This window comes from Rhodopseudomonas pseudopalustris, assembly GCF_900110435.1.
GTDB classification, from domain to species: domain Bacteria; phylum Pseudomonadota; class Alphaproteobacteria; order Rhizobiales; family Xanthobacteraceae; genus Rhodopseudomonas; species Rhodopseudomonas pseudopalustris.
In genome coordinates, this window is the sequence record NZ_FODT01000009.1 from 85305 (window position 1) to 102122 (window position 16818).

12 protein-coding genes are annotated in these 16818 nt (G+C 62.5%); 8 read left to right on the forward strand and 4 right to left on the reverse strand.

The genetic code is table 11. The features are described from left to right. Positions 1-39: 39 nt before the first annotated feature. Both BMY71_RS17580 and BMY71_RS17585 read left to right on the forward strand, forming a co-directional pair. Entirely contained in the window at positions 40-1374 is a 1335-nt protein-coding gene (locus BMY71_RS17580; protein ID WP_430715343.1) for an efflux RND transporter periplasmic adaptor subunit, read from the forward strand. Then, positions 1371-4559 (forward strand): efflux RND transporter permease subunit, encoded by a 3189-nt coding sequence (locus BMY71_RS17585; RefSeq protein ID WP_092685460.1) that lies wholly within the window; start codon positions 1371-1373, stop codon positions 4557-4559. The genes BMY71_RS17580 and BMY71_RS17585 overlap by 4 nt, the downstream gene beginning before the upstream one ends. A gap of 211 nt (positions 4560-4770) precedes the next feature. Here BMY71_RS17585 and BMY71_RS17590 read toward each other — a convergent pair whose 3' ends face one another. Next, positions 4771-4974, reverse strand: coding sequence for a heavy-metal-associated domain-containing protein (locus tag BMY71_RS17590; protein WP_092685605.1), 204 nt, complete (start codon positions 4972-4974; stop codon positions 4771-4773). A gap of 237 nt (positions 4975-5211) precedes the next feature. On the opposite strand from BMY71_RS17590, the gene BMY71_RS17595 reads away from it, so the two are divergent. Together BMY71_RS17595 and cueR are read left to right on the forward strand one after the other, a co-directional pair. After that, on the forward strand, positions 5212-7737 hold the full coding sequence (locus tag BMY71_RS17595; protein WP_092685462.1) for a heavy metal translocating P-type ATPase: 2526 nt from the start codon (positions 5212-5214) through the stop codon (positions 7735-7737). 111 nt (positions 7738-7848) lie between these two features. Next, complete coding sequence (cueR, locus tag BMY71_RS17600) at positions 7849-8247, forward strand: Cu(I)-responsive transcriptional regulator (RefSeq protein WP_011502721.1); 399 nt, start codon at positions 7849-7851, stop codon at positions 8245-8247. Positions 8248-8392: 145 nt separating this feature from the next. On the opposite strand, the gene BMY71_RS17605 is transcribed toward cueR, so the two are convergent. The 3 genes from BMY71_RS17605 to pdxR all read right to left on the reverse strand — a co-directional run bounded on the left by BMY71_RS17605 (position 8393) and on the right by pdxR (position 12175). Then, a complete protein-coding gene (locus tag BMY71_RS17605; protein WP_092685464.1) occupies positions 8393-9208 on the reverse strand; it encodes a YggS family pyridoxal phosphate-dependent enzyme in 816 nt (271 codons plus the stop codon). Positions 9209-9226: 18 nt separating this feature from the next. Then, entirely contained in the window at positions 9227-10531 is a 1305-nt protein-coding gene (gene glyA / locus BMY71_RS17610; RefSeq protein WP_092685466.1) for a serine hydroxymethyltransferase, read from the reverse strand. Positions 10532-10684: 153 nt separating this feature from the next. Further along, on the reverse strand, positions 10685-12175 hold the full coding sequence (gene pdxR / locus BMY71_RS17615; RefSeq protein ID WP_092685468.1) for a MocR-like pyridoxine biosynthesis transcription factor PdxR: 1491 nt from the start codon (positions 12173-12175) through the stop codon (positions 10685-10687). A gap of 89 nt (positions 12176-12264) precedes the next feature. On the opposite strand from pdxR, the gene BMY71_RS17620 reads away from it, so the two are divergent. Genes BMY71_RS17620 through BMY71_RS17635 form a run of 4 tightly spaced genes read left to right on the forward strand, consistent with a single transcriptional unit; the run spans position 12265 to position 16803 of the window. Further along, positions 12265-13497, forward strand: coding sequence for a benzoate/H(+) symporter BenE family transporter (locus BMY71_RS17620; RefSeq protein ID WP_092685470.1), 1233 nt, complete (start codon positions 12265-12267; stop codon positions 13495-13497). Further along, the gene (gene pdxY, locus BMY71_RS17625; RefSeq protein ID WP_175557706.1) at positions 13494-14360 is read left to right on the forward strand and encodes a pyridoxal kinase; all 867 of its coding nucleotides are present in this window, start codon (positions 13494-13496) and stop codon (positions 14358-14360) included. The genes BMY71_RS17620 and pdxY overlap by 4 nt, the downstream gene beginning before the upstream one ends. Then, positions 14357-15622, forward strand: coding sequence for a 5-aminolevulinate synthase (gene hemA / locus BMY71_RS17630; protein WP_092685474.1), 1266 nt, complete (start codon positions 14357-14359; stop codon positions 15620-15622). The genes pdxY and hemA overlap by 4 nt, the downstream gene beginning before the upstream one ends. Continuing rightward, complete coding sequence (locus tag BMY71_RS17635; RefSeq protein ID WP_092685476.1) at positions 15619-16803, forward strand: aspartate aminotransferase family protein; 1185 nt, start codon at positions 15619-15621, stop codon at positions 16801-16803. Before hemA ends, BMY71_RS17635 begins: the two co-directional genes overlap by 4 nt. The last annotated feature ends 15 nt before the right edge of the window (positions 16804-16818 follow it).

The following is a 16818-nucleotide window of genomic DNA, read 5'->3' on the forward strand; positions in this document are numbered from 1 at the left end:
TGTTCTTTGATCCGGATCGCAACGCTCCAAAAGCTGCTGTTGACCTTCCTGTCACTGGAAGCACTAGCGTCGCCAGAATATTGCAGCGGTGTCATCGGAGACATCGCGCATTCTGACGACGAGGTAGCTCAGATGACGAGGACGTCCCGGATCTTTCTTTTCGCTTTAGCGGCAGCGGCCGGTGGCGCATTGCTCGTCTATCTCAATGGTGTGCCTTCCATTGTCAGCAGGGTGCTGACCTCGGGTGAAACGATCAAGATCGCCCCGAAGCCCTCGCCACCGCCCCAGGTGCCTGTCGGTCAGGTCGTCACACGGGTGGCCGCACGATCGTCGGAGTTCACTGGCGTCATCGCCGCCGTCAAAACGGTCGAGCTACGGCCGCGTGTCGGTGGCACACTTGAATCCGTCACGGTGCCGGAAGGTGGTCTCGTTGAACGAGGCCAGTTGTTGTTTCAGATCGATCCTCGCCCGTTCGAGATCGCGCTGCAGAATGCGGAAGCGCGGCTGCAACGGGCCGAGGTTCTGTTCTCACAAGGCGAAACGGATCTCGATCGATCGCAGCGGTTGGTCCCGAGCGGATCCATCTCCACGAAGACCTTTGATGACGCCCTGTCCAGGAAACAGGAACGGCAAGCGCAGATGCTGGAGGCGAAAGCTGCAGTAGCTGCTGCCGCGCTCGACCTTTCCTATTCACGCCTGACCGCCCCGATCGCCGGACGGGTCGACAAGGTACTTGTGACAGAAGGAAACCTCGTCACCGGAGCCTCCGGGGCCACGGCGACATTGCTCACCACGATCGTTTCGGTCGACCCTGTCTATGTCTATTTCGATATCGATGAAGCCACATATCTGGGCTTTCTGGGCCAGACCCGCCCGGAGGCCGTCGGACGCCAGGGCACCCCGTTCCCGGTGGAAGTCGGGCTCGCCACCGAGAACGGCTACCCGCATTCCGGCGCCTTGGACTTCCTTGGAAATCGCGTCGATCGCGGCACCGGGACGATCCGCGCCCGCGCAGTGCTGGCAAATCCCGACGGCAGGCTGACACCTGGCCTGTTCGCACGGGTGAAACTCGCCACGAGCGCGCCCCGGGAAACCGTTCTCATCGATGATCAAGCGGTCGGGACCGATCAAGGCCGCCGATACGTTCTGGTGCTGGGGGCCGGCAACAAGGTCGAGTACCGGCCGGTTGAATTGGGGGCGATGAACGAGGGACTGCGCGTCGTTGATAACGGCCTCAATCCTGGTGACACGATCATCATCAAGGGGCTCGTCCGACCCGGCATGCAGGTTACGCCGAACCGGATCGCGATGGCGCCCGATCAGCGCTCGGTCAACGGCGTTGCCAATAGCAGCTCGCAGGAAGCGCGTCGATGAGCCTGCCACGCTTCTTTATCAATCGCCCGATCTTTGCGATCGTTCTTTCCGCCCTCATGCTGATCGCCGGTGCGATAGCGCTATTCCGACTCTCGTTGAGCGAATACCCGTCCATCACCCCGCCGACCGTGCAGGTGACCGCTAGCTATCCGGGCGCGAACCCGCAGGTGATCGCCGAGACAGTGGCCTCCCCGCTCGAGCAATCGATCAACGGCGTCGAGGGCATGCTCTATATGAGCTCGCAGGCTGCGACCGACGGCAGGATGACGCTCACCGTCACGTTCGCTCAAGGCACCGATGCGGACATCGCCCAGATTCAAGTGCAGAACCGCGTGTCGCGCGCCCTGCCGCGGCTGCCCGAAGAGGTTCAACGCATTGGCGTCGTCACCCAAAAGACCTCGCCCGACATCCTGATGGTGGTGCATCTTGTATCGCCCGGCAAGCGCTACGATCCGCTCTACATCTCCAACTACGCGACCCTCCAGATTCGCGACACGCTCGCCCGACTGCCGGGGATCGGCGATGTCGTCGTATGGGGCGCCGGCGAATACGCCATGCGCGTATGGCTGGACCCCGCCAAGGTCGCTGCACGCGGTCTGACGGCTGGCGATGTCGTCACCGCAATTCGCGAACAAAACGTCCAGGTCGCAGCCGGTTCGGTCGGCCAACAGCCTTCGGAGGCTGCCAGCTATCAGGTTACGGTCAGTACGCTGGGGCGACTGTCCAGCGAAGAACAATTCGGCGAGATCGTGATCAAGACCGGCGATGACGGGCAGATCGTACGTCTGCGCGATGTTGCGCGGGTTGGCCTCGGTGCTGATGCCTACGCGTTACGAAGCCTGCTCAACGGTGATCCGGCCGTTGCCATGCAGATCATTCAACGACCAGGTGCAAATGCACTGGACGTCTCGAACGCGGTGCACGCCGAGATGGAGCGGTTGCGGCGGGATTTTCCGGAAGGCCTGGAGTACCGGATCGCTTACGATCCAACCGTCTTCGTGCGCGCGTCCCTGGCCGCCGTCATGATGACGTTGCTCGAAGCGATCGTTCTCGTCGTCGTCGTCGTCGTCCTGTTCCTGCAGACGTGGCGCGCTTCCATCATTCCGTTGGTGGCCGTGCCCGTATCGCTCGTCGGCACGCTTGCGGTGATGTATCTTTTGGGTTTTTCGCTGAACACTTTATCGCTGTTCGGCCTGGTTCTTTCGATCGGAATCGTCGTCGATGACGCCATCGTTGTCGTCGAGAATGTCGAACGGCATATCGGTCTTGGCGAAACGCCGAAGGAAGCGGCCCGCAAGGCGATGGATGAGGTGACTGCGCCGATCATCGCGATCACTTCCGTTCTGGCTGCAGTGTTCATTCCGTCCGCATTTCTGTCGGGCCTTATGGGCGAGTTCTACCGCCAGTTCGCAGTCACGATTGCGATCTCGACGGTTCTTTCGGCGATCAACTCCCTGACGCTTTCGCCGGCGCTGGCAGGCATGCTCTTGAAATCGCACCACTCAGGATCAAACCGCGACTGGCTTACCCGCGGCATCGATTTCGCGCTCGGCTGGTTTTTCCGTCTGTTCAATCGCTTCTTCGACAGGGCATCGAGCGCCTATGTCGGCGCGGCACGCGGCGCCATCCGCATCAGCGGCGTAATCCTGATACTCTATGCAGCACTTGTTGGAATGACGTGGGTGGGATTCCAGAGCATCCCGACCGGTTTCGTGCCTGCTCAGGACAAATACTATCTCGTCGGCATTGCCCAACTGCCGTCCGGGGCGTCGCTCGATCGGACGGAGGCTGTCGTCAAAGAGATGTCCAGGATCGCGGCAGCGGAACCGGGCGTCGAAAGCATCGTGGCCTTTCCGGGCCTGTCCGTGAACGGCTTCGTCAACCTGCCAAATGCAGCCGTCGTCTTCGCGATGCTCGATCCATTCGAGCAGCGCAAGGATCCGTCTCTCTCGGCTAATGCGATCGCTGGCCGGCTGATGGGCAAGTACAGCCAGATCCCTGACGGCTTCGTCGGCATTTTCCCGCCGCCGCCGGTTCCGGGGCTCGGAACGATCGGTGGCTTCAAGCTCCAGATCGAGGATCGCGCCGGCGCAGGCCTCGAGGCCCTTGCCAAGGCGCAGGGCGAGATCATGACGAAAGCTTCGAACGCGCCGGAGCTTGCCGGCATGATGGCGAGCTTCCAGATGAACGCGCCACAGGTTCAGGTCGAACTCGATCGGGTCAAGGCCAAGGCGCAAGGCGTTCCGCTGACGGCGATCTTCGAGACATTGCAGGTTAATCTGGGTTCCTTCTACGCAAACGATTTTAACCGTTTCGGTCGCACCTATCGCGTGATCGCCCAGGCGGAGGAGCGATTCCGCGCACAAATAGACGATATTGCGCGCCTGAAGGTTCGAAATGCCTCGGGCGAGATGGTCCCCCTGGCGGCTCTTGCAACTGTGGTTACCAGTTCAGGACCAGATCGGGTGATGCACTACAATGGCTATCCCTCGGTCGACATCACAGGAGGTCCGGCACCGGGTTATTCGTCCGGGCAAGCGACAGCGGCAATTGAGCGGATCGTCGTTGAGACGCTGCCAGACGGTATGATGTTCGAGTGGACTGATCTGACCTTCCAGGAGAAACAGGCTGGGAACACGGCCATGATCGTTTTTCCGCTCGCAGTCTTGCTCGCGTTCTTGATTCTCGCGGCGCAATACAACAGCTGGTCATTGCCCTTCACCGTCCTCCTCATCGCGCCGTTGGCGTTGCTGTCTGCCATCATCGGCGTCTGGCTCTCCAACGGAGATAACAACATCTTCACCCAGATCGCCTTTGTCGTGTTGGTCGGTCTCGCGGCCAAGAATGCGATCCTGATTGTGGAGTTCGCCTACAAAGAGGAGAAGGATGGCCGCGAGCCACTTGCCGCGGTGCTCGAATCCGCGCGACTGCGTCTGAGGCCAATTCTGATGACGTCGCTCGCATTCATCGCTGGTGTTGTGCCACTGGTCATTGCAACGGGAGCCGGTGCAGAGATGCGCCATGCGATGGGCATCGCCGTGTTCGCCGGCATGGTTGGCGTGACCTTCTTCGGGTTGATCCTGACGCCCGTCTTTTATGTCGTCATCCGACGGCTAGTCCTGCGGCGAGAAACCAATTCCGGGGCTAGCCGATTGACGCCAGTCGAAGGGGAGCCGCTGGGCTAACGTGCGGGGGCAGGATCCGAACAGTCCCAGCCCCCAGCCCCCAGACACATCACGCCGTGAGCGTTCAAGCGTCCATCCCGGTTCTGGACCTTGTCGGGACGTGGTCAGGTCTCATCTCAGCGCGGTTTCCGCGCAAGTGCGTCTGGGAGAGTTCGGGAAGGGTGTTGCGCTGGGGACGGAGATGAAAGCTCCGCCCCCTAAGATATCGCTATTACGCGGCGCTGACAGTGGCGGGGTAGCCCGCCACTTCAAGTGCTTGTGTGAAAGCGGAGTCGTCAGAGGCGGCGTCGATGGTTACGGTCTTGGTATTGAGATCGATACCGACCTTAGCGCCCGCGTCGACGCTCTGAATGGCCTTGGTGACGGCCCCGGCGCAGTGGCCGCAGGTCATGTCGGGTATGTTCAACGTCAGCATTCGAAACTCCTGATTGGCATCGGCACAAGCGCCGTCTCTTGAGGCTGCAGGTTCCTGCCAGTGGAACGTCAAGCAGGTTTTTTCCATACCCTTAAGTGCGCGCCGACCGGATCAGACCAAAGACTGCATACAAAACAATAGCTTGAGTGGCCACAGAGTTTTCTGCCATCGCTATTGACCTTCCCGTTACTGGAAGCATTAGCCTCTGCTCAACTCATTCGAGCAAGGACTGAAACGATGAACGCCGCACCGCAAGCCAGATCCGCAGTTGCCAGACAGATCTTCCCGATCGAGGGCATGACCTGCGCATCCTGTGTGCGCCGCGTCGAAGGCGCCATCACCAAGGTGCCGGGCGTGACGGCGGCGGCCGTCAACCTCGCCACGGAAAGCGCCGAAGTCACCTACAGCGGCGCCGTCGATTCCGGCGCGATCATCGCCGCTATCCGCGGCGCCGGCTACGACGTCCCGGTCGAGAGAATTGAAGTCGACATCGAGGGCATGACCTGCGCGTCGTGTGTGAACCGTGTCGAAAAGACCATCGCCGCCGTTCCAGGCGTAAAATCGGTCTCTGTCAATCTCGCCACCGAACGCGCGACCGTCGAGCTGCTCGCGGGTTCCACGCCACGCACGGCGATCGACGCCGCCATCCGCAAGGCAGGTTACGAGCCGCGCCGCAGCGACGACGCGGAGGCCGGAAGCAATAGTCGCGAGGACGCCCGCAACCGCGAATTCTCTCACCTGAAGCGCGATCTTGCTATCGCTGCAGTGCTTACGCTGCCGATCTTCGTTCTGGAAATGGGCGCGCACGCCTACCCGCCGCTGCATCACTGGTTGATGTCACATTTTGACGATCAGCCGCGCTACATCGCCTTCTTTGTCCTCGCGACCATCGTCCAGTTCGGCCCCGGCCTACGCTTCTACAAGAAGGGCGTGCCGGCACTGCTGCGCCTCGCCCCGGACATGAACTCACTGGTCGTGCTGGGCTCGACCGCGGCCTGGGCATATTCCGTCGTCGCGACCTTCGCGCCCGGCGTACTGCCGGAAGGTACGGCCAATGTCTATTACGAGGCCTCGGCGGTCATCATCACGCTGATCCTGCTCGGCCGCGTGCTGGAAGCCAAGGCCAAGGGCCGCACCAGTGAAGCGATCAAACGGTTGATGAGCTTGCAGGCCAAGTCGGCCCGCGTCGAGCGTGACGGTCATTTCGTTGAAATCATGCTCGATAAGGTGGTCGCTGGTGATGTCGTCCAGGTGCGGCCGGGCGACAAATTGCCGGTCGATGGTGTCGTCGTGTCGGGCTCGTCGTTCGTGGACGAGTCGATGATCTCGGGCGAGCCGATCCCGGTCGGCAAGCGCGAAGGCGCCGAGGTCGTCGGCGGCACGATCAACAAGACCGGCAGCTTCACCTATCGCGCGACCAAGGTCGGCGCCGACTCACTGCTTTCCCAGATCATCCGTATGGTGGAATCCGCACAAGGTTCGAAGCTGCCGATCCAGGCAGTCGTCGACAAGGTGACGGCTTGGTTCGTACCAGCCGTCATGGCCGCTGCCGCGATCACCTTCGTGGTCTGGCTGTTCTTGGGTCCTGAACCAGCCGTCACCTTCGCGCTGGTCAATGCGGTCGCAGTGCTGATCATCGCTTGCCCCTGCGCTATGGGGCTCGCCACCCCGACCTCGATCATGGTCGGCACCGGCCGCGCCGCCGAACTCGGCGTGCTGTTCCGCAATGGCGATGCACTGCAATCCCTGAAGTCCACGCAGGTCATCGCCTTCGACAAGACCGGCACGCTCACGGCCGGCAGGCCGGTGATGACCGATCTCGACGTCATCGGCGATTTCAAGCGTGCGAAGGTTCTGGCACTCGTTGCTTCGGTCGAGGCTCAGTCCGAACACCCGGTTGCAGCGGCCATCGCAACTGCCGCCAAGGATGAAGGCTGTTCATTGGTTGAAGTCACCGCCTTCGAAGCCGAACCCGGTTTCGGTGTCAGCGCACAAGTTGGTCAGCACCAGGTTGCTGTGGGCGCCGACCGCTACATGGCTAAGCTGGGCATTGCGGTCGACAGCTTCGCCGACACCGCAAGCCGCATGGGCAAGCAGGCCAAGACGCCGCTCTATGCCGCAATCGACGGCAAGCTCGCTGCTGTGATCGCGGTTTCCGATCCGATCAAGCGCTCGACCCCGCAAGCCATTCGAGCACTGCATGCCATGGGTTTGAAAGTCGCAATGATCACCGGCGACAACCGCCGAACCGCAGAAGCGATTGCAGCCCAACTCGGCATCGATGAGGTCGTTGCCGAAGTGCTGCCCAACGGCAAGGTCGACGCAATCAAGCGGCTGCGGGACGGCAGCCGCACTGTCACCTTCGTCGGCGACGGCATCAACGATGCGCCGGCCCTCGCCGAGGCTGACGTCGGCGTCGCGATCGGCACCGGCACCGACGTTGCGATCGAGAGCGCCGATGTGGTGTTGATGTCTGGCGATCTGCTCGGTGTCGCCAATGCGATCGCGCTGTCGAAGGCGACGATCCGCAACATCCAGCAGAACCTGTTCTGGGCCTTCGCCTATAACGCAGCCCTGATCCCGGTTGCGGCCGGCGCCCTCTATCCCGTCAGCGGCACCCTGCTGTCGCCGATGCTGGCGGCCGGGGCGATGGCGCTGTCGAGTGTCTTCGTCCTCGGCAACGCAATGCGCCTGAAGCGCTTCCGGGCACCCGTCCGCGAAACTGGCGACATCGCTGCGGTTTCACTGGCTCCGGCCGAATGAGCGCATCCGGTCCGGAAATCATTCTGGCGGACCTTTCCCGCCCATGAAGGCACTTGAGCTTCCAGTAACTGGAAACATTATATATTGTCCGTACACGCCAGGGAGAACGAGATGAACATTGGCGCCGCATCAGAAAAGTCCGGATTGCCGGCCAAGACCATTCGTTACTACGAGGATATCGGCCTGCTGACGGCTGACCGCGCCAGCAATGGCTATCGCGATTATTCGATAGCTGACGTGCATCGCATGCGCTTCATCCAACGCTCGCGCCACCTCGGCTTTTCGGTCGAGGAATGCCGACAACTGCTTTCGCTCTATCACGACAAAGAGCGCGAGAGCGCCGACGTAAAGGCGCTGGCCGAGGCAAAGCTCGCCGAGATCGACCGCAAGCTGGTGGAGCTCGCCGAGTTGCGCGACACCCTTCGCCATCTTGTCCGCAACTGCCACGGCGATAGCCGCCCTGACTGCCCGATCCTCGACGGACTATCGCGATCCGACCACACGCAGTGATGATGTTTGCCGACAATCGGATGACCAGCGAGATGAGTTCGGTTCGCTCGTTGTCGGCCCTCGTGGCTTGAGCAATTGCAGACCCACCGGCTTTCGAAAATCAGCTTTGGATTAGCCACGTCCAAGTTGTTCGCGACCATCATCATCACGCGCTGTTATCTGAGCCTCCCCCATCGGTGCCCGGTATCAGCCCCGGCCAATAAAACGCGTCGCTGGTCGGGCGAGCGCCAAAGATCGCCTGTCCGACCCGCACCACATTGGCGCCCTCTTCGATGGCGACCTCGAAATCACCCGACATGCCCATCGAAAGCTGGGTCAGTCCGGGGTGGATCGAGACGGCCCGGTCGCGCAGATCGCGTAGCAGCCGGAAGCAGGCGCGCACGCGCGCGGTATCGGCGCTGAAGATCGCCAGCGTCATCAGACCGCGCGGCTTGAGCCTTGGAAATTCGGCCAGACGTTCAATGAAGGCAATGACATCGTTGGGATGCAGCCCGTATTTGCTGGCTTCACCCGAGGTATTGACCTGCACGAACACGTCGAGGTCCCGGCCTTCCGCCTGCAAGCGACGGTTCAGCTCGTCGGCGAGCCGCAAGCTGTCCAGCGCATGGAATTCGGAGGCGAAGCGTACCAGGTACTTCACCTTGTTGGTCTGCAGGTGGCCGATAATGCTCCAGCGGATCGGTAGATCGCCGAGAATGGCGAACTTGTCGCGGGCCTCCTGGAGCTTGTTTTCTGCAAAGTCAGTAATGCCGGCGGCGTAGGCGAGCCGCAGCACACGGGCCGGAACCGTTTTGGTGACAGGTAGCAGGCGTACGTCATTTACGTTCCGGCCGCAGCGATCACAGGCGGCGGCGATGCGCTCCAAAACCGTTTTCAGGTTTGCGGCAAAGGAAGTGGTGGGATCGCGGCCGAAGCGCTCAATCTCGTCCGGCGCGAGTTCAACGGCGGCAGGGATATTCATCGCAGTCCCGCCTTTCGATCAGTAAGGCAATGGAAAGCGCGCCACCAGCTGGCGTACGCGCGCGTTGATCCCTTGCCGATCCGCATCGAGCGTTCCGGCGCGGACGGCTTGGAGCGTATCGAGAATGAGCGTGGCGATCTCACGATACTCGTCCACGCCAAATCCACGCGACGTGCCTGCGGCCGTCCCGACGCGGATGCCGGAGGTCACCATCGGCTTTTCCGGATCGTTCGGGACCGCATTCTTGTTGAGCGTGATGCCGACCGACTCCAGCGCCTTCTCTGCGACATTGCCGGTGATGCCGAACGGGCGCAGATCGACCACTGCCAAATGGCAATCGGTGCCGCCGGAGGTGATCGTCAAGCCGCCATCGGTCAGCGCCTGCGCCAAGACGCGGCAATTCTCGACCACGGCCTGCGCATAGGTCTTGAATGACGGTTGCAGCGCTTCGCCGAACGCCACCGCCTTCGCGGCGATGACATGCATCAGCGGACCGCCCTGAAGGCCGGGGAACGTCGCGGAATTGATCTTCTTCGACAGCTCCGCGTCGTTAGTCAGAACAAAACCGCCGCGCGGGCCGCGCAGCGTCTTATGCGTGGTCGAGGTGACGACATCGGCGAAAGCAACCGGCGACGGATAGGCGCCGCCAGCCACCAGCCCGGCGAAATGCGCCATATCGACCATCAGGCTCGCGCCGACCTCGTCGGCGATCTTACGGAAGCGCGCAAAGTCCAGGATACGCGGATAGGCTGAGCCTCCGGCAATCAGCAGCTTCGGCCGATACCGGCGAGCCAGCTCCGCCACCTGATCCATGTCGATGAGATGGGTTTTGGGGTCGACGCCATAGCTGACGACATTAAACCAGCGGCCGGACATGTTGACCGGCGCGCCATGGGTCAGGTGTCCACCGGCCTTCAAGTCCAGGCCGAGAATCGTGTCGCCCGGCGTCAGCAGCGCGAGAAACACCGCCTGATTGGCCTGGCTGCCCGAATGCGGCTGGACATTGGCGTAAGCGCTGCCGAACAGCTGGTTCACGCGCGCGATCGCCAGATCCTCGACCACATCCACATTGACGCAGCCGCCATAGTAGCGGCGGTGCGGATAGCCTTCGGCGTATTTGTTGGTAAGCACCGAGCCCTGCGCGTCGAGCACCGCCTGGCTGACGAAATTCTCCGAGGCGATCAGTTCGATGGACTCGCGCTGGCGGACTCTCTCGTTGGAGATCGCAACAGCAACGGCGGCGTCGGCCGCGGACAAGCCGGCAGCGCTCACGCCTGAGTTCCCGATGTTCTGAACTGCCTGCAGCGCGGCCGATGTGCTCATTGCCGATCTCCTTCAAGATGCTGATCGTTGTTCGCCGTCACGCAGCGTTCGCGCGGCATTGTCCGTCAGCACCTAACATGAAGGCGGTCTGCTTCTCCCCTCCACTTCTAACGAGCTATCCAGACCATTAGATTCGACGAGACCCACGTCCGGCTACGGCTTCATCACCGCCCGAAGCGCATTCGCCAGTTTCTTGACGGCCATCTCGATTTCCAGGGGCGTGTAGGCCGCAAAGCCCACCAGGAAGCCGGCCTTGCCATCGCCGCCCGCGTGCAGCGCCGACAGTCCAAGAAGATCGATTCCGACACGTCGCGCCGCGTCGATCGCGACGCGCTCCGAAACAGCGCAGCTCAATAGGCAGGGCATTTGCAGCCCGCCGCTAGGCACGCGCGGCTCGACGACATCCGACAGATGTTTGCTGACGAGGCGCGCCAGCACGTCGAGGCGTTCGGCGTAGACGCCGCGCATGGTGCGAACATGCGCGCCGAAATGTCCGCCCTCCATGAAGCGCGCCAGCGTCAATTGCGCCATCGGCGCGGTATGGCCGTCCAGCAGCGTGCGCGCCACCGTCATCGGTTTGACCAGCTGCGGCGGCAACACGACGTAGCCAATCCGCAACCCCGGAAACAGCGATTTGGTGAAGGTGCCGATATAGATGGTGCGGTCATGCGGATCGAGACCTTGCACGCAGGCGGTCGGCTTGCCCGCGTAGTGGAACTCGCTGTCGTAATCGTCTTCGATGATCCAGGCCTGATGCCGGGTCGCCCATTCGATCAGCGCCAGGCGGCGGTCCAGCGTCAGCGTTGCACCGGTCGGAAACTGGTGGGACGGCGTCAGGAAAACCGCCTTGGCCCTGCGCGGTTCGGCGATGATCTGATCGACGACGATGCCCTGCCGATCGACACGGATCGGAACGCATTCCAGCCCCGCCGCATCGAACGCCTTGCGCGCGCCGTAATAAGCAGGGTCTTCGATGAAGATCCGCTCGCCAGGATCGAGCAGCATGTTGGCGCACAGCGACATCGCCTGCTGCGAACTGGTCAGCACCAAGACGCGGTCAGCGGTGGCGCGCGCGCCGCGCTCCAGATTCACATAGTCGGCGATGGCGCGGCGCAGCGGTTCGGTCCCCTGCGGATCGCCATGAAGCAGCGTCTGCACGCCGACTTCTTTCCGAACCTGCCGCTCCAGACGTTCCCAGAGCTGAAGCGGAAAGGTCCGGGTTTCCGGCACGCCATGGGCGAAGGGCCGCGGCGAAAGCATCTCGCGAACGCCGCCGCTGTGGAACATGGCGGCTCCGCGCTTGCTGAGATTGGGCGCCTGATTGCGCGACAGCGCGTCCCGCTGCGACAGCCGGCGACCGGGCGTGAACTCGGTCATTTCCGCGACGAAGCTGCCGCTCCCCACGCGCCGGTCGATGAAGCCTTCGGCATGAAGCTGGGCATAGGCCGCTTCAATCGTGTCGCGCGACACGCCCAGCGATTTCGCGAGTACGCGTGACGCGGGCAGCGGCTTGCCCGGGCCAAGAGCACCGTCGACGATCAGCTGCCGGATCGCCCGTTGAATCCGCGCATGAAGCGGCATCGCCGCATGGGCGGGATGGGCGATCCATGCCTTTACGGATTCAAGTTGCGAGTGCTTGAACAAATGGTCTGTCTCTATCGTTCAAAGTGGATGGGCATGTCAGGCCATTCATTGGCTAGATGTCAATGCCCTTCAGGAGACCTTTCAGGATCATGTCGTCCGGTTCCTCGCATTCAGCCATCCGCCTGAACGATCTCGCCCACCCCATTGTCGCGGGTCTGATCTCCGTCATCGTCAATTACGGCGGCACTTTCATCCTGGTGTTTCAGGCCGCGAAGGTCGCGGGCCTCAGCCCTGAACTGACGGCCTCCTGGGTCTGGTCGGTGTCGATCGGCGTCGGTTTGACCGGGCTGTTCCTGAGCTGGCGCTATCGCGAGCCGGTGATCACGGCCTGGTCCACTCCGGCAGCGGCGTTTCTGGTCACAGCACTTGCGACGACGCCCTATGCGGAGGCGGTCGGCGCTTACATGATCTCGGCGGCGGCCTTCGTCGCGCTCGGCATGTCGGGCTCTTTCGAGAAGGTGATCCGCCTGATTCCGCCCGGCATCGCCGCGGGCCTTCTCGCCGGCATCCTGCTGCAGTTCGGCATCGGCGCTTTCGGCGGCGCAAGTGTCGATCCGCTGCTGGTCGGCTTGCTGATCGTCGCCTATGTGGCGCTGAAGCGTTTCTCCGCCAGATACGCCGTGGTCGGTATTCTTGTTATCGGGCTTGCCGTCCTGCTGACGCAAGGTCGCCTCGACCTGTCGGGGCTGAAGCTGGAATTCGCAGCTCCGGTCTTCACCGCTCCGGAGTTCTCGCTGAACGCGCTCCTCTCCGTCGCTCTGCCGCTGTTCCTGATTACGTTGACCGGCCAATACATGCCGGGAATGCTGGTGTTGCGGAACGATGGATTCAAGACGAGCGCCAATCCGATCGTGACCGTGACCGGTCTCGGCTCGCTGATCATGGCTCCGTTCGGCTCCCATGCCTTCAACATCGCGGCCATCACCGCAGCGATCGCTACAGGCAAGGAAGCCCACGAGGATCCCTCCAAACGCTGGATTGCCGGCATCGCGGCGGGTTGCTTCTACGTGCTCGTCGGCGTGTTCGGCGTGACACTGGCCGCAATGTTCATGGCGTTTCCCGCGACCTTCATCACCACCCTCGCCGGCCTGGCGCTGCTTGGCACCATCGGCGGCAGCCTTGCCGCGGCGATGGCCGACCCGACCTCCCGCGAGGCGGCGCTGATCACCTTCCTTGCCTCAGCCGCCAATATCAAGCTGCTCGGCATCGGCGGGGCGTTCTGGGGCCTGCTGATCGGCCTCTTCGCCTACCTCGTCCTCAACGGTCGCCCGCCGCGCCGCGAGCGCAGCGACCTGTCCGTGAGCGAAGGAGCTACGAAATGAAACCTCGGACGTTGCCGATGACGACCTCCATCATCTCGATCCAGAGCCAAGTCGTGCATGGGCATGTCGGCAACAGCGCCGCCGTGCTGCCCATGCAGGCGCACGGGCTGAACGTGGCGGCGGTGCCGACGACGCTGCTCTCCAACCCGCCAGGCTTCGCAACCATGCGCGGCCGGGTGTTGGAGCCCGAACTTGTCGGCGATCTGTTGCGAGGCGTTGAGGAACGCGGCCTGCTCGAGACCAGCCGCTATATCGTCTCCGGCTATCTCGGCTCGCGCGCCAATGGCGAAGTGGTAGCAGCCTTTATCAAACGGGCGCGGCAGATCAATCCGGCCATCACCTATATCTGCGATCCGGTGATGGGAGACGCCCATCTCGGGGTGTTCGTCGCCGATCAGGTCGTCGAATGCCTGTGCGACGCGCTGGTCCCGCTCGCCGACCTCTTGACGCCCAACCAGTTCGAAATCGGGCTGATTGCGGGCCGTCAGCTATCGACATGGGACGAACTCGAGACGGCGGCGCTGCAGATCCAGGCAGCGCGCGGCGCCCGGCTGGTCGTCACCAGTTGCAAGCTTAGCGATACGCCGGAAGGCACGCTGGAGAACATCGTGTTCGAGGACAAGTCGAGTACGCGGCTGACATCGCCGCGCCTGCCGATGGCGCCGGTCGGGACTGGCGATCTCTACACCGGCCTTCTGACAGCCAAGCTCGCACGCGGCGACACGTTGGTTGAAGCCGCGCGCCAAGCCGCCGCCACCGTGCTCAAAGTTCTGGGACAGACCATGGCGGCCGACGAACACGAAATGCAACTCGCCAGCGTCATCGATACGCTTGGCCCCGCCTGCAAGGAGCCTTCGCAATGACCATGTATAACTATCGGGACTTCTTCACCAGCGAACTGGCGCAATTGCACCAAGAAGGGCGCTATCGCGTCTTCGCCGATCTCGAACGGGAAGCCCACAGCGGCATTCGTGCATTCGATCATCGGGCCGGCAGGCGTATTACGATCTGGTGTTCCAACGACTATCTGTCGATGGGCGTTCACCCGGAGGTCATTGCCGCGGCGCGTGTGGCCTTGGACCAATATGGCGCGGGCGCCGGCGGCACGCGCAACATCTCCGGCACCAGTCACGAACATGTCCTGCTCGAGCGTGAGCTTGCCGACCTGCACGGCAAGCAATCCGCTTTGCTGTTCACATCGGGCTATGTCGCCAACGACGCCGCGCTTTCATCGCTCGGCCGCTTGTTGCCCGGCTGCGTGATTTTTTCCGACGCGCTGAACCATGCCTCGATGATCGAAGGCATTCGTCGATCGGGCGCGGAAAAACGCGTGTTCGCGCATAACGACTGGCGCGACCTCGAACGGCAGCTCGCCTCAGTCAGCACATCGCGGCCGAAGCTGATCTGCTTCGAGAGCTGCTATTCGATGGATGGCGACTTCGCGCCGATGGCAGCGATCTGCGATCTCGCCGAGGAGCACAATGCGTTCACCTATGTCGATGAGGTCCATGCCGTCGGACTTTACGGCGCGCGTGGCGCCGGCATCGCCGAGCGCGATGGCCTTCTCGACCGCATCGATATGTTTCAGGGGACGCTCAGCAAGGGCTTCGGTTCGATCGGAGGCTACATCGCCGGCAGCCGAGATGCGGTCGATTTCGTTCGCAGCTTTGCGCCGGGCTTCATTTTCAGCACCGCGCTGCCGCCGTCCGTCGTCGCCGGAATTCGCGCGGCCCTGCGCCATCTGAAGGAAGACGGATCATCCCGGCTGATGCTTGCCATGCGGACGGCATCGCTGAAGGCGAAGATGTTGGCCAATGATATCCCGGTGCTGCCGAGCCCCAGCCACATCCTGCCGGTGATGATCGGCGATGCGACGCTGGCAAAGGCGATTACCGACCAATTGATGGCCGAATTCGGTATCTACATTCAGCCGGTGAACTACCCGACCGTGCCGCGCGGCACCGAGCGGCTGCGCATTACGCCGACTCCACTGCATACCGACGAGGACGAGAACGCCCTTGTCGCGGCGCTGGTCGCGATACGCCGGCAATCTTCGCGCTGGCGGGAACTGGCGCAGGCGACGCAACCGGACAGCGCCGTCCCCATTGTGGAGGGCGTGACATGACCAATGCACTGCTTCCGGTGTACCAGCCGGCATCCATGCTGTTCGACCGTGGCGAAGGCGCGTGGCTGACGACAGTCAACGGTGACCGCTATCTCGATTTCGGCGCAGGCATCGCCGTCAATGCGCTTGGCTACTCCCATCCGCATCTGATCGAGGCGCTGGAACGGCAAGGCCGCAAGCTGTGGCATCTGTCCAATGTCTATCGGATCGCCGAAACCGAGCGGCTGGCCGAACGCCTGACCGCCTCCTGTTTCGCCGACATTGCATTCTTTGCGAATTCAGGGGCCGAAGCCAATGAATGCGCCATCAAGATCGCGCGCCGGCACCACGACGCTCACGGCCTCCCCGACCGCTGGCGCATCATCACCTTTGAGGGCGCGTTTCACGGACGAACGCTGGCGACAATGGCCGCTGGCGGAAACCGTAAATATCTCGACGGCTTTGGCCCCACAGTCGATGCCTTCGATCAGTGCCCGCTCGAAGACATCGAGGCTGTCCGCGCCCGCATCGGCCCGCACACCGCCGCGATCATGATCGAGCCCATTCAGGGTGAAGGCGGACTCAGGCCAGTGAGCCACAGCTTCCTGCGCCAGCTCCGCGCGCTTTGCGACGCGCACGGCCTTCTTCTGATCTTCGACGAAATACAATGCGGCATGGGCCGTACCGGCTATCTGTTCGCGCATCAGGAATCCGGCGTCGTCCCCGACATCATGAGTCTCGCCAAGGGACTCGGCGGCGGCTTTCCAATCGGCGCGTGCCTTGCCACCCGCAACGCAGCTTTCGGCATGACGCCCGGCTCGCATGGCTCGACCTTCGGCGGCAATCCGCTTGCCGGGGCCGTCGCCAACGCGGTGCTCGACGTCGTGATGGATGATGCGCTGCTCGGAGAAATCCGGCGCAAGGGCGCCTTGCTATTTGGGCTGTTGCAGGCCCTGGCTGGGCGCTATCCGGATAGCATTGTCGAGCTGCGCGGCCGTGGCCTGATGCTCGGCATTAAAACCACGCTGCCATCGCCGCAAGTGGTCGAGGCGTTGCGCGCACAGGCAAAGGTGCTGACCATTGCGGCCGGCGACAATGTGACCCGGGTGCTGCCGCCGCTGATCGTCACCGACGAGGAGATCCACCTGTTCGCCGAGCGCTGCGACGAGACCCTTGCGCATCTCTTCAAGCGCGCGGCGTAGCAGACATCACAACCC

Excerpts from the sequence above, each read along its gene's own strand:
- cueR (WP_011502721.1), top strand. The coding sequence starts at position 7,849 with ATGAACATTGGCGCCGCATCAGAAAAGTCCGGATTGCCGGCCAAGACC.
- BMY71_RS17605 (WP_092685464.1), bottom strand. The coding sequence starts at position 9,208 with ATGAATATCCCTGCCGCCGTTGAACTCGCGCCGGACGAGATTGAGCGC.
- pdxY (WP_175557706.1), top strand. The coding sequence starts at position 13,494 with ATGAAACCTCGGACGTTGCCGATGACGACCTCCATCATCTCGATCCAG.
- BMY71_RS17620 (WP_092685470.1), top strand. The coding sequence starts at position 12,265 with ATGTCGTCCGGTTCCTCGCATTCAGCCATCCGCCTGAACGATCTCGCC.
- BMY71_RS17635 (WP_092685476.1), top strand. The coding sequence starts at position 15,619 with ATGACCAATGCACTGCTTCCGGTGTACCAGCCGGCATCCATGCTGTTC.
- BMY71_RS17585 (WP_092685460.1), top strand. The coding sequence starts at position 1,371 with ATGAGCCTGCCACGCTTCTTTATCAATCGCCCGATCTTTGCGATCGTT.
- hemA (WP_092685474.1), top strand. The coding sequence starts at position 14,357 with ATGACCATGTATAACTATCGGGACTTCTTCACCAGCGAACTGGCGCAA.
- BMY71_RS17595 (WP_092685462.1), top strand. The coding sequence starts at position 5,212 with ATGAACGCCGCACCGCAAGCCAGATCCGCAGTTGCCAGACAGATCTTC.
- BMY71_RS17590 (WP_092685605.1), bottom strand. The coding sequence starts at position 4,974 with ATGCTGACGTTGAACATACCCGACATGACCTGCGGCCACTGCGCCGGG.
- glyA (WP_092685466.1), bottom strand. The coding sequence starts at position 10,531 with ATGAGCACATCGGCCGCGCTGCAGGCAGTTCAGAACATCGGGAACTCA.